This is a genomic window from Pseudoalteromonas sp. Z9A5 (genome assembly GCF_011378875.1).
Taxonomy (GTDB): Bacteria; Pseudomonadota; Gammaproteobacteria; order Enterobacterales; family Alteromonadaceae; genus Pseudoalteromonas.
On record NZ_WTLC01000001.1, the window covers coordinates 212841 to 225851 of the forward strand.

General features: G+C 38.8%; 12 protein-coding genes. 9 read left to right on the forward strand and 3 right to left on the reverse strand.

Features of this window, described 5'->3' with window-relative positions; translation table 11 throughout:
- Positions 1-53 precede the first annotated feature (53 nt).
- From GQR56_RS00960 to tolC, 3 genes are all read right to left on the reverse strand, one after another.
- Positions 54-626 carry a toxin co-regulated pilus biosynthesis Q family protein gene (locus GQR56_RS00960; RefSeq protein WP_166108858.1) on the reverse strand — a complete coding sequence of 191 codons (573 nt, stop codon included), beginning with the start codon at positions 624-626 and terminating at the stop codon, positions 54-56.
- Between the two features lie 41 nt (positions 627-667).
- Positions 668-1597 carry an LpxL/LpxP family Kdo(2)-lipid IV(A) lauroyl/palmitoleoyl acyltransferase gene (gene lpxL, locus GQR56_RS00965; protein ID WP_166108859.1) on the reverse strand — a complete coding sequence of 310 codons (930 nt, stop codon included), beginning with the start codon at positions 1595-1597 and terminating at the stop codon, positions 668-670.
- Between the two features lie 110 nt (positions 1598-1707).
- Positions 1708-3063 (reverse strand): outer membrane channel protein TolC, encoded by a 1356-nt coding sequence (gene tolC, locus GQR56_RS00970; RefSeq protein ID WP_166108860.1) that lies wholly within the window; start codon positions 3061-3063, stop codon positions 1708-1710.
- A gap of 151 nt (positions 3064-3214) precedes the next feature.
- Between tolC and GQR56_RS00975 the strand changes: the two genes are divergently transcribed.
- The 9 genes from GQR56_RS00975 (at position 3215) to rraB (ending at position 12216) form a co-directional block, all read left to right on the forward strand.
- Positions 3215-3841: an NUDIX domain-containing protein gene (locus GQR56_RS00975; RefSeq protein WP_024611490.1), complete on the forward strand. Its 627-nt coding sequence runs from the start codon at positions 3215-3217 to the stop codon at positions 3839-3841.
- A gap of 26 nt (positions 3842-3867) precedes the next feature.
- Positions 3868-4326, forward strand: coding sequence for a DUF1249 domain-containing protein (locus GQR56_RS00980; RefSeq protein ID WP_024611489.1), 459 nt, complete (start codon positions 3868-3870; stop codon positions 4324-4326).
- Positions 4313-5098, forward strand: coding sequence for a metallophosphoesterase (locus GQR56_RS00985; RefSeq protein ID WP_166108861.1), 786 nt, complete (start codon positions 4313-4315; stop codon positions 5096-5098). Before GQR56_RS00980 ends, GQR56_RS00985 begins: the two co-directional genes overlap by 14 nt.
- The gene (locus tag GQR56_RS00990) at positions 5083-5643 is read left to right on the forward strand and encodes a YqiA/YcfP family alpha/beta fold hydrolase (RefSeq protein ID WP_166108862.1); all 561 of its coding nucleotides are present in this window, start codon (positions 5083-5085) and stop codon (positions 5641-5643) included. Before GQR56_RS00985 ends, GQR56_RS00990 begins: the two co-directional genes overlap by 16 nt.
- 42 nt (positions 5644-5685) lie before the next feature.
- A complete protein-coding gene (gene parE / locus GQR56_RS00995) occupies positions 5686-7575 on the forward strand; it encodes a DNA topoisomerase IV subunit B (RefSeq protein WP_024611486.1) in 1890 nt (629 codons plus the stop codon).
- A gap of 32 nt (positions 7576-7607) precedes the next feature.
- Positions 7608-8702 (forward strand): PQQ-dependent sugar dehydrogenase, encoded by a 1095-nt coding sequence (locus GQR56_RS01000; RefSeq protein ID WP_166108863.1) that lies wholly within the window; start codon positions 7608-7610, stop codon positions 8700-8702.
- A 10-nt stretch (positions 8703-8712) separates the two neighbouring features.
- Positions 8713-11007 (forward strand): DNA topoisomerase IV subunit A, encoded by a 2295-nt coding sequence (gene parC, locus GQR56_RS01005; protein ID WP_166108864.1) that lies wholly within the window; start codon positions 8713-8715, stop codon positions 11005-11007.
- 160 nt (positions 11008-11167) lie between these two features.
- Positions 11168-11881, forward strand: coding sequence for a 1-acylglycerol-3-phosphate O-acyltransferase (locus GQR56_RS01010; RefSeq protein WP_024611484.1), 714 nt, complete (start codon positions 11168-11170; stop codon positions 11879-11881).
- Positions 11881-12216, forward strand: coding sequence for a ribonuclease E inhibitor RraB (gene rraB / locus GQR56_RS01015; RefSeq protein WP_007376503.1), 336 nt, complete (start codon positions 11881-11883; stop codon positions 12214-12216). Before GQR56_RS01010 ends, rraB begins: the two co-directional genes overlap by 1 nt.
- Positions 12217-13011: the final 795 nt, after the last annotated feature.

Below are 13011 nucleotides of genomic sequence, written 5' to 3' on the forward strand. Positions count from 1 at the left end.
GAATTAGCAAAAATCCAAGCGTACGCTTGGATTTTTATTTTAAGTCGTTTCTTTTAAGTTTTTAATTTTAAACAGTTAGCTCGGACAAACTCAGATGGCTTTTCGGTAATAACAGCAGCACGCTGTTTAAAGCAAAGGTATGTGTAAACTTCGTATTCAAAATCATCGTTTATAGCACGTCCAACTTGGTATAAAGCAGAAGTGAAATTACCATCGACTCTAAAATGTTCTTTAACTACGTAGTCTTTACTTAAATACCAATACATTACAATGCCTTCTTTATCGGCATAAGCGCTAAGTACTTTTTTAAGTGTGGAGCCGTTTTTAAAACGCCTAGGCTCTACGCTACCCACCCAATTAGGGGGCATAGGACTCACAATACGGGTACGCTCAGCAAGTACAGTATCAAGAGTTTGTTCTGGGGTTTTTAACTGCAGAACGTATTTGTCGCGCTCTTCATCGCTTTTAGCCTGATTTTTAATAGATGCATAAAAACGTGATAGCCCTTCGGCAGCCGCATTTTTAGAGTCTCTTATATCAAACGTAGGACCTTCTCCTACCAAAAAGTAAATGGCGAGTACGATTAATACAACGGCGAACGATAAATGTTTAACCCAAAACCACATAACAGCAACTCATCATATTTGTACCTTTTATTGTTATACCATTACTTTTTATAAAAAGAAGGGGTATTTTTATCAGGTCGTGTTTTAAAACGGCGGTGTAGCCACATGTATTGCTCAGGAGCTGCATTAACTGATTGTTCTACACGTTGGTTAACGCGTGTTACATCAGCTTTATCATCACCACTAGGGAAGTTTTCGAGTTCTGGAATTACTTCTAAATGATATTTTCCATTTTCATCACGGCGGCTAATTAAGCTCATTGTTTCGCAGTTTTTACTAGCGGCAAACATAAGTGTTCCGGTGGTAGTTGCAGCATCGGGTACTGCGTAAAATGGTACAAATTCACAACGGTTACGACCGTAATCTTGATCAGGCAAGTAGTAACATATCTTTTTATTTTTAAGTGCTTTTAATAGGCCTTTAACGTCTTTTCGACCAATTAAATACTCATTTGAACGTAGGCGACCGTTAGTTGTAAAGTATTCCATTAACGCATTATTATGCGGACGATAAAAGCCTAAACCTTGGCACTTTAAACCCATAACGCGACTTGCCATTTCTAGATGCAAAATATGTGGCACAAGTAGTAAAATACCTTTGCCTGATGCCTGCACTCGCTCAAAATGCTCTAATCCTTTAATAGAACCATAAGCTTTTTTAACTCGCCACTGCGGCCACCACCATGCCATGCCCGTTTCGACCATAGCAATACCGGTGTTTTCCATATTTTTTAAAACTAATGCTTGTTGATCTATTTCGCTCATATTAGGAAAACATAAACCAATGTTTACTTCTGCAATATGGCGGCGGCGTTTCATAAACTTATGAACTAAACGACCAAGTAGTTTGCCCATTGTTAGCTGTAGTTTTTGTGGCAACCAAGAAATTAAATATAAAAATAAAACGCCAATCCACGTAAGCCAATAGCGGGGACCTAAAAATGATGCTTTAAAAGGAGATGAGGTGACCACAAAAAAATCTCTAAAATAAAAACGCTAGTTTAACGCTAAGCGCTATAAAATACAAAAAGCCAGCTAAACGCTGGCTTTCAATAAATTTACATTATATTTAGTTGTGCAATTTAAGCTGCTTTTAAACCTTGGTTTATAGCAACTAAATCTTCACTTGTTAATGTACCAGCCGCTTGTTTTAAGCGAAGGGTTGATAACACGTAACGGTAACGTACATCAGCAAGGTTACGTTTTGCATCATACAAATTTTGTGTACTTACTAGCACATCAACAATAGTACGAGTACCTACTTCAAAGCCTGCTTCTGTTGCTTTAAGTGCGCTTTGGGCAGAAACAACAGCTTGCTCTAGTGCTCTGTAAGTTGCGATATCAGAAACGACTTGATTATAAGATGTAATAACCGAGCGAGTTACAGCGCGGTAATTAGTTTCGTAATCTTGGCTAGCCGATACATAAAATGCACGCGCTTGGTTTGTTGCCGCAACTGTTGCACCACCTGAATATAGCGGTACGCTAAAGTTAAGTGCTACAGAGCTTGAGTCTGCTCTAGGCTGATCATCAAAGTTAGCGCCATTAATTTCGCGGTTAGTAAGTGAATCGCCGTAGCTTGCACTTAATGTTAATTTTGGATAATGACCCGCTTTAGCTAATTCAATTTGATCCTTAGCAATATCAACCGTAACCTTAGACACTTGTAAGTTAATGTTGTTATCTTCAGCTACTTTTACAAAGTCTTCTGAACGCTTAACTGGTTTAGTTGTTGAAAATGTATCGGTATTCAAAAAGTCTAATTTAGCGTGGTATTTTCCTGTAATTTCACGAAGTTCTTCACGTGCGGTTTCTACAGCATTACCGGCAATAATTTGTTGTGCTACTGAGTTATCAAATTCAGCTTGCGCTTCGTGTACGTCAGTAATAGCGGTTAAGCCTACAGCGTAACGTTGTTTTGTTTGTTCAAGTTGACGTTCGATTGCGCGTTTTTCAGCTTCAACAAATTCAAGGTTATCGCTTGCACTTAATACGTTAAAATAACCTTCAGCAACGCGTACAATTAAATTTTGTTTTGCTGCATCGTACAAACCGCTAGCTTGTAAAGCTTGTTTGTCGGCAATATCTAAAGTATTCCAAGCACCTAAATCAAATAAGGTTTGGCTTAAGCTAACACCTCGAGTGAATTGGTCTGTGTCGCTTTCAACTTTTACTTGGCTAGCTAAATCACCAACACTTTGGTAAGACGTTGCGTCACTTTTTTCATAACCCATAGTCAAACCAATTTGCGGCAAGAGCGTACTCATTGCTAAATCGCTTTGATAAGATTGTGCATCAGCTTGGGCTTTTGCTTTTAACACAGTAGGATCGTTAGCTGTGGCTATTTCAAAAACTTGTAGTAAATCTTCAGCGTTAGCTGCTGTAGTGCCTAATGCGCATGATAAACTAACCAGCGCCGCAAGAATGTTCTTTTTCATGTGGGATTCAGTCCTTAGACAATTTTTATACTAAAAGCATGGTAACGTGTTTTACTTAATAACTAAAAAAAAAAAGAGTAAAACGATACGTTCAAGTGTAACAGAATATATTAACGGATTTTAATTTATTAGATAAGCAAGAGGTAGCCATATGGCTAATAAAAATTTGGTTCAATTTACCCATAAAGATGTGACCATAAAGTCGGTACAATCTCTTTATAAGGGATTTTTTCAATTAGATTTATATCAATTTGAACATGCATTGTTTGCAGGCGGAACTTCAAAAATTATTAGCAGAGAGATTTTAGAGCGAGGCGATGCAATCGCTGTATTACCTTACGATCCCGTATCAGACACTATACTTTTAATTGAGCAAGTACGTATGGGCGCTATTAAAAGCAAACAAACTCCATGGCTGTTAGAATGTATAGCGGGTATGACCGATGGCAATGAAGATTACGAAGCGGTAGTTAAAAAAGAAGCCTTTGAAGAAGCAGGGCTTAATTTAACTGAACTTGAATTTATGTTGTCGTATCTTTCAAGTCCAGGCGGTACAACTGAACGTTTGCATTTATATTTAGCGCGCGCTGATTTAAGCGAAGTTAAATCTGGCGTTTATGGTTTAGAAACTGAAGGCGAAGATATTAGAACTCACATATTAACCGTTGATGAGGCACTTACACGGCTCAATAATGGTGAAATGGATAATGCAGCAACGGTTATTTGTATGCAGTGGCTTGCACTAAATCGTGAGAAAATGACAAACAAATGGGCATAAACTTTTACTAATATTATGGCGGTATTTTGACAGCACTTTTAACAACCCAACGATATATTCAAAGCCTTCCAAAGTATTTAACACTTTGTGAGCATAATTACTTACGACTATTAAAGTTGTTACCAAGTGATCGCGATATAGGAAGTATTCGTGAAGTGAAGTTAGGTAACAGTGAGTTTGCTACAAAAATTGATGGCAGCGCTAAGTACACTATGGATATTTCTATTAAACAATTAACAGGGATGGTTAAAGGTATTAAGCCGCTGTATTTAACCGTTAGAATGTATCACGATGCCAAAGTGGCTGAAATTGTTCATCACGATTACCATCAACGTATAAAACCTTCTTATGGTTACCCTAATCCTAAAATGCATCAAAAAGACGAAAAGTATCAGCTTAATGCTTTTTTATATGACTGGTTAGTTGCTTGTGTAGAGCACGGACAAGCGACTTTAAACTGGGATGTAAATAATGGCTTGGTTTGATGATACGTATACATTTGATAAGCCATCTTTAACTATTGCACATATAACTGATTGCCATTTGTTTGCAGATAGAACTGGTGAGTATTTTAGTGTAAATACGGCTGATCATTTTGAACAAGCGCTTGCGCATATGGCGACACAACAACTTGATTGTGTGATATTTGGTGGCGATTTAACACAAGATCACAGTCTTGAATCTTACTTATTATTTAAAGAATTAATTATAAGCAGTGATTTAACGTGTCCTGTATTTTGGCTGCCAGGTAATCACGACGACATTGCATTGTTTAATCAAATTAGTGATGGGCAAATAAAAAGTGCCAAGCATGTTATTGCTAATGGCATAGAGTTATTACTAATTAATTCTAAAGGGATTACACCCGCAGGTTGGGTGACAGATACCCATTTAGATGAAATAACACAGTGCTTGATTCAATCAAGTAACAGCAAAGTGATATTTTGCCATCACAATCCCCTACCAATAAATGGCTATCTTGATAAGCATATGCTTGAAAATGGCCCGCAACTTTTAAATGTATTGGTAAATAGTGACCGAGTAAATGCAATGTTTTATGGGCATGTTCATAACGAATATGAGCAAAGCTTTAGAGGGCTTAATATTCTTTCTACTCCAGCAAGTTCGGTGCAGTTTAAAAAACATAGCTCGCAGTGGTTGCAACAAAATTGTGGTGCAGCTTATAGAATGCTTTATATAGTTTCAAAACAAGATAAAATAAGTATAAGAACGGAAGTGGTATGGCTAAACGAGTAATTTATATTCATGGCTTTAATAGCTCACAAAAATCATATAAAGCTGTGCGCTTTGGTGAGCTTATGGCACACTATGAAGTTGACTATTGTGTGCCGTGCTTAAACCACGAGCCTTTACAAGCAATCATTAAGCTTGAGCAGTTATTAACACCTAATACCGTATTATTAGGAAGTTCGCTTGGCGGTTTTTTTGCCACATATTTATCGCAGCGTTATCAAATTCCTGCAGTGGTAATAAATCCCGCAGTAGCACCATACAACTTATTACAGTCATTGATTGGACCTAATTACAATCCGTATCAAGATTATCATTATGATTTAAATAATAGTCATATAGAAGCGCTCAAAGCTTTGGCTGTAAATGAATTAAAACACCCTGAACTGCTCTATTTGTTACAGCAAACGGGCGATGAAGTGTTAAATTTTCAACACGCAGTAAATTATTATTCGCAATGCAAGCAGCTAGTAGAATTTGGTGGCGACCACAGTTACACCGGTTTCGAGAGCACCTTTGCAAGTATTGTAGATTTTCTTAAAATCACGTAAAACTAGCTGAGCATAGCCTTAGCGCATATAAAGATAAAAATTATGAGTGATCAAAATTATAATGCCGAAGCCATTGAAGTACTTAATGGATTAGATCCGGTAAAAAGACGCCCAGGGATGTACACAGATACAACACGTCCCAATCATTTAGGTCAAGAGGTTATCGATAACAGCGTCGATGAAGCCATGGCCGGTCACGCCACGCGTATTGACGTGATTTTACACGAAGATAACTCACTCGAAGTAAGTGATGATGGCCGTGGTATGCCTATTGATATCCATCCGGAAGAGGGGATACCTGGGGTTGAGCTGATCTTCACTAAATTACACGCCGGTGGTAAGTTTTCTAATAAAAACTATCAGTTTTCTGGTGGTTTGCACGGGGTAGGTATTTCGGTTGTAAATGCGTTATCTACGCGTGTAGAAGTAACAGTAAGACGCGACGCTCAGCAATTTAGAATGGCATTTGAAAGCGGCGATAAAGTAGAAGACTTAAACGTAATTGGTACAGTCGGTAAGCGTAACACCGGTACTACGGTTCGTTTTTGGGCTGATGTTAGCTACTTTGATTCGCCAAATTATTCAATTACTAAACTTAACCATTTATTAAAAGCCAAAGCGGTTTTATGTCCTGGGCTACGTATTAAGTTTGTTAACAAACAAACAAAAGAAACCCAAGAATGGTTTTACGAAACAGGCTTAAAAGATTATTTAGTTGAAGCAATTAAAGGTTTTGAAACCCTACCGCAAGACCCATTTGTTGGCGAATTTAAAAGCTCAATTGAAGGCGCTGATTGGGCTGTTGTATGGCTACCTGAAGGTGGTGAATCAATAGCTGAAAGCTACGTAAACCTTATTCCTACCGCGCAAGGTGGTACGCATGTAAATGGTTTACGCCAAGGCTTGCTTGAAGCAATGCGTGAATTTTGTGAGTTTAGAAACTTACTTCCACGTGGTGTGAAACTGACTCCTGATGATATTTGGGATCGTTGTAGTTATGTGTTGTCGGTTAAAATGCAAGACCCTCAATTTGCCGGTCAAACAAAAGAAAAACTATCATCACGCTCGTGTTCTGCATTTGTATCGGGGGTTGTAAAAGACTCGTTTAGTTTATGGTTAAATGAACATACCGATACCGCAGAATTATTAGCTGAGTTATGTATTTCAAATGCGCAAACTCGCTTGCGTGCAGCTAAAAAAGTAGTGCGTAAACGTGTTACTGCAGGTCCTGCTTTACCAGGTAAACTTACCGATTGTAGTGCGGCAGACAACGACCGTACCGAATTGTTTTTAGTGGAAGGTGATTCTGCTGGTGGCTCAGCTAAACAAGCAAGAGACCGTGAATTTCAGGCTATCATGCCGCTACGTGGTAAAATTTTAAATACGTGGGAAGTTGAGTCAGGTCAAATACTGGCATCACAAGAAGTACACGATATTTCAGTGGCATTGGGTATTGACCCAGAATCAACAGATATGTCGGCATTACGCTACAATAAAATTTGTATATTAGCCGATGCTGACTCGGATGGATTACACATCGCGACGTTATTGTGTGCACTGTTTGTACGTCACTTTCCTGAGTTAGTAAAAACAGGTCATGTGTATGTTGCAATGCCACCTTTATTTAGAATCGATATTGGCAAAGAAGTTTACTACGCTCTAGATGAGCAAGAGAAAACGGCAATTTTAGCGCGTATTGAAGCTGAGAAAAAACGCGGTAAAGTAAACGTTCAGCGATTCAAAGGTCTAGGCGAAATGAATCCGCTGCAGTTGCGCGAAACGACTATGGACCCTAATACACGACGTTTAGTACAGCTTACTTTAGAAGATGAAGTAGAAACCATGGAAATGATGGATATGCTACTTGCTAAAAAACGATCGCCTGATCGTCGTCAATGGTTAGAAGATCATGGTAACAAAGCACAAGTTTAGCCAGCGTAAGCGCTGAAACCTAGGAGAGGCATATGAAAAGTTTACTTAATACACTGCTACTGCTTGGATTAGTTAGTAGCCCTGTAATGGCGAAAAATATACTCGATAAGCTTACAGTTCCAGCCGGATTTGAAATTAGTCTATTTGCAGATAATGTAGAAAATGCCCGTCAAATAGCAGTTTCAAAAAAAGGTATTGTATATGTAGGTTCTCGCAAGGCGGGTAATGTATATGCACTTATTGATCATAATAGCGACGGCGTAGCAGATAAAAAAATGTTGGTTGCTGAGGGGTTAAATATGCCCTCAGGTATCGCCATTAAAGGTGGTGATTTATATGTAGGCGAAGTACACCGTATAATTCGCTTTAAAAATATTGATACCCAATTAAAAGATCCAAAGTTTGATGTTGTTTATAACGCATTACCGTCTGAGCGTCATCATGGTTGGAAATTTTTACGTTTTGCGCCAACGGGTGAGTTAATTATTCCAGTTGGTGTGCCATGTAATATTTGTGCTGAGGATGAACGCTTTGGCAGAATTTTTGCGTTAAATGTAGAAACAAAGCAAATAAAAACCATAGCGCAAGGGGTAAGAAACTCAGTTGGTTTTGATTTTCATCCTGCCACTCAAGCCCTATGGTTTACTGATAATGGTCGCGACATGATGGGCGATGATATTCCGCCGGATGAATTAAATCGTGCAACTAAAGAAGGTGAGCATTTTGGCTTTCCGTATGTACACGCCGGTGCGATTATCGATCCTGAATTTGGTGCTGGCAAAAATATTGCCGATTACACGTCGCCGGCACTTGCACTCCCTGCACATGTAGCACCACTGGGCATTCATTTTTATAACGGTAAGCAATTTCCAGCAAGTTATAAGCAGCAGTTATTTGTTGCTGAACATGGCTCATGGAATCGTTCTAAAAAGTCAGGTTATAAAGTAGGGCTGGCAACAATTGAAGTAGGTCGCGTAACTAAATATACACCATTTATTACTGGTTTTATGAAAGACGAAACAACATTTGGACGCCCTGTTGCATTTGCAGAGTTAGGCGATGGCAGTCTATTGGTAAGCGATGATTACGCCAATGTAATCTACCGTGTAAGCTATAAGAAAAACTAGGTAAGCTTTAATGAGTGATACAGATACCTTGCTAATGCAAGGAATTGAACAACAAACAATGGGGCGTTTTACAGAAGACGCCTATTTAAACTACTCCATGTACGTAATTATGGATCGTGCTTTACCGCATGTAGGTGATGGCTTAAAACCAGTACAGCGTCGTATTATTTATGCGATGAGTGAACTGGGTTTATCGGCAAATGCTAAGTACAAAAAATCAGCCCGTACAGTGGGTGACGTACTCGGTAAATATCATCCACATGGCGACAGCGCTTGTTACGAAGCAATGGTATTAATGGCGCAGCCATTTTCTTATCGCTACCCTTTGGTAGACGGGCAAGGAAACTGGGGGGCGGCAGATGATCCTAAATCGTTTGCAGCAATGCGTTATACCGAAGCGCGTTTATCAAAGTTTTCTGAAATACTGCTTAAAGAGCTTGGTCAAGGGACTGTAGATTGGACACCAAATTTTGATGGCACAATGGATGAACCTGTTGTACTGCCTTCTCGTTTACCGCATATTTTACTTAACGGTATAACCGGTATTGCCGTAGGTATGGCAACCGATATTCCGCCGCATAACGTACGTGAAGTAGCCAGTGCATGTTGTTTATTACTTGATAAACCAAAAACAGAGCTTGAAGAATTACTTGAGCTTGTACATGCGCCAGATTACCCAACCGATGCTGAAATAATTACCCCAAAAGCCGATATTCATAAAATATATAAAACCGGCCGTGGGTCTATCAAAATGCGCGCGGTATACACTGAAGAGCATGGCGATATTGTTATTACGGCACTGCCGCATCAATGTTCTGGTGGTAAAGTACTTGAGCAAATTGCAGCGCAAATGAACGCTAAAAAATTACCAATGATTGCCGATTTACGTGACGAGTCAGATCACGAAAATCCAACACGTATTGTAATTATTCCGCGCTCAAATCGTATTAAAGCTGAGCCATTAATGGCGCACTTATTTGCAACCACCGATTTAGAAAAAAATTACCGCGTAAACTTAAATATGCTGGGGCTAGATGGTCGTCCGCAGGTTAAAGATTTACGCTGTATTTTAAGTGAATGGCTAATATTTAGACGTGAAACAGTGCGTCGTCGTTTGCAGTACCGTTTAGATAAAGTATTAGCGCGTTTGCATATTTTAGAGGGCTTATTAGCCGCCTTTTTAAATATTGATGAAGTAATTGAAATCATCCGCAGCGAAGATAAACCAAAGCCTGTATTAATGGAGCGCTTTGATTTAACTGATACGCAAGCAGAAGCAATTTTAGAATTAAAACTTCGTCATTTAGCCAAGCTTGAAGAATTTAAAATTCGCGGTGAGCAAGATGAACTAGCCAAAGAGCGTGATAAATTAGCGCAAATTCTTGGTTCAGAACGTCGTATGTCGACACTGCTTAAAAAAGAAATCCAAGAAGCCGCTGAAATGTACGGTGACGATCGTCGCTCGCCAGTGATTGAGCGCTCAGAAGCTAAAGCACTCAACGAAAAAGACTTAATTCCATCAGAGTCAGTCACTGTTGTGCTATCAGACAAAGGCTGGGCACGCGTTGGTAAAGGTCATGACTTAGATGTACAAGGTTTAAATTATCGCTCGGGTGACGGCTTTAGAGCCTCTGCTCGTGGTAAGAGTAATCAACCTGCGGTATTTTTAGATTCAGCAGGACGCGCGTTTGCAACCGATGCGCATAGCCTACCTTCGGCGCGCAGTCAAGGCGAGCCAATGACTGGCCGATTTAACTTAACAGCAGGGGCTAATTTTGAGCACGTGGTAATGAGTGAAGATGAGCAAGTATTGCTTATGGCGTCAGATGCGGGTTACGGCTTTATTACCGACTTTAAAGATTTAGTTAGTAAAAATAAAAACGGTAAAGCGTTAGTAAGTGTACCTAAGGGTGGAATATTACTTTCTCCTATTAGAGTTAACGACGTAGCTAGCGATTATTGTATGGCTATTTCTAACGAAGGCAGAATGCTTTTATTCCCGCTGCGTGACTTACCAAAGTTAGGCAAAGGTAAAGGTAATAAGATAATCTCTATTCCAGGTGCTAAAGTGCAAGCTCGCGAAGAGTTTGTAAAAGTGCTTGCTGTTGTACCACAAGGCAGTAGCGTAACATTGCATGCTGGTAAGCGAAAACTAACCCTTAAACCAAGTGACCTAGAACACTATCATGGTGAGCGAGGTCGTAGAGGTAATAAGCTACCGCGCGGGTTACAGCGTGTTGACGAAGCCGTTGTTGAGTTAACACCTCAAGATGATGAGCCAATAGAAACCATTATTGAAGAGTAGCCAATTACTTTTTTGTATAATTAGAAACGGTCTGCATTTGCAGGCCGTTTTTTTTTCAAATAAAAAATTAAAAATTTCAGCGTACACTTGTGCGCTATTATCTCGTTTGTGTCACAAAATAACGCTATAATACTTATAATAGATTTTAGGAGGTGTTCATTTGCTAGCTGTTATTCGTATTTTTATTATGCTGCTATTTATATTGTTAAGCTGTTTTTTTGGCTTATTGCTTTCGTTAGTAAGACCATTTCACCGTAATAATGTACATATTATAGCGGGTTGGTTTGGCTCAATGGCTAAAATGATTGGTGTTAAATTAGTTTTAACCCGTCATAAAGATGCTGCTGATATTGGTCCTGCTGTTTATGTTGCTAACCATCAAAATAGCTACGATTTATTTACAGTGCCAGCAATGGTGCCAAAAAACTGCGTGAGTTTAGGTAAAAAGAGTTTAAAGTGGATCCCATTTTTTGGTCAGCTTTATTGGCTTTCAGGTAATATTTTAATTGATCGAGCAAATCGTTCAAAAGCGGCTGGTACAATTTCAAAAGCAGCTGATAAAATAAAGCAAAATGGCTTATCTGTTTGGGTATTTGCCGAAGGTACCCGTAGCTACGGGCGCGGTTTATTGCCTTTTAAAACAGGGGCTTTTCATACCGCTATGAGTGCAGATGTACCAATAGTGCCAGTGTGTATGAGCACTTCGCATAAAACCATTAAGCTAAACCGCTGGGATAATGGTACAATTTACATCGAAATGTTAGCGCCTATATCACTTGATGAAAGTATTAGTGCGCGAGAGCACGCCAAAAGTGTACACAGTATTATGGCTGCTAAAATAACTGAATTAGATGCTCAAGTGAGAGAAAAATAATGGAAAATTGGCGTGAAATAAGTGAAGACATCGTATCTTCATTACTTGAAGATGGGTCTGATCCTGAAATATTATACGAAGTAGAACATCACTTTGTATGTGAAGACTTTCCTAAATTAGAGCAAGCTGCTCTTGCTGCTTTTAAATTGGGTTACGATGTTGAAGAGCCAGCAGAACTTGAGCTTGAAGACGGCAGTAAAATTTGGAGCTTTGACATAGTTGTTGAAGCTGAGCTTGATGTAGACGTTATTATGGAAGACGTTGATAAGCTAGCTCAACTAGCTGTAGAGTGCGAAGTAGAATACGACGGTTGGGGCACTTACTTTCAAGAGTAATTAGTAACTAGCGTTTATTAAAAGGCGAACATTGAAAAATGTTCGCCTTTTTTGTTTGAGAAAAATTTATCCCATCAATTAAGCTACTTATATAAACATCGTAAGTTTGCTGAAGTACGGTTATCTATCGAGGTTAAATTTACAGCTCTGTTTTCTAAGCGATGTAGGGGGCTATTTAATGTTATGAGATGGTAACCCCCTCTGTAAATAGGTGATAACGACACATAGGGGTGAAATATACGATGCCAAAAGGCTATTTCTAGCAGAAATTAGCTCTTTATTGCCTGCATAGATGTAGTTAAAGAGGTGAGTAGGATGTTGATGCTTTAGTTTTTTTTTACTGATTCTTAAATAGGTTAAGAGCGGTGAGGCAACAAAGAAGCCGTTACCGAGCTTATTAGATTATAAATCCCACACTGCGTTTAAATTGTACCACTACAAATATCTCCTAGATTGAACAAACTTTAACCCTGAAAGGCGACACGCTTTTAGGTATATTTACTCCCGCCGTTTTATACCTGTTTTTTACTGAAGATACATTTATTTGATGCTTTTTAAGTGCCGATTCAACTTTGCATAATTATATTATTGCGTAACTAAAAGCCGATATGTAAATAATTCTTCATAAAAGATGAATTTACTTAATGCTTATTGGTTAACCAATGGTGTGATTTAGTAACCAAAGCTGAACGTAAGCTTTATTACCAAAAACAAAATAAACAATTTTTTTATTTACATTTTTACCGATTTTTTGATTTTTAATGAATGTTCGTTTTTTGGTCTACCAATTACAAT

Excerpts from the sequence above, each read along its gene's own strand:
- GQR56_RS00960 (WP_166108858.1), bottom strand. The coding sequence starts at position 626 with ATGTGGTTTTGGGTTAAACATTTATCGTTCGCCGTTGTATTAATCGTA.
- tolC (WP_166108860.1), bottom strand. The coding sequence starts at position 3,063 with ATGAAAAAGAACATTCTTGCGGCGCTGGTTAGTTTATCATGCGCATTA.
- GQR56_RS00975 (WP_024611490.1), top strand. The coding sequence starts at position 3,215 with ATGGCTAATAAAAATTTGGTTCAATTTACCCATAAAGATGTGACCATA.
- GQR56_RS00985 (WP_166108861.1), top strand. The coding sequence starts at position 4,313 with ATGGCTTGGTTTGATGATACGTATACATTTGATAAGCCATCTTTAACT.
- GQR56_RS00990 (WP_166108862.1), top strand. The coding sequence starts at position 5,083 with ATGGCTAAACGAGTAATTTATATTCATGGCTTTAATAGCTCACAAAAA.
- parE (WP_024611486.1), top strand. The coding sequence starts at position 5,686 with ATGAGTGATCAAAATTATAATGCCGAAGCCATTGAAGTACTTAATGGA.
- GQR56_RS01000 (WP_166108863.1), top strand. The coding sequence starts at position 7,608 with ATGAAAAGTTTACTTAATACACTGCTACTGCTTGGATTAGTTAGTAGC.
- parC (WP_166108864.1), top strand. The coding sequence starts at position 8,713 with ATGAGTGATACAGATACCTTGCTAATGCAAGGAATTGAACAACAAACA.
- rraB (WP_007376503.1), top strand. The coding sequence starts at position 11,881 with ATGGAAAATTGGCGTGAAATAAGTGAAGACATCGTATCTTCATTACTT.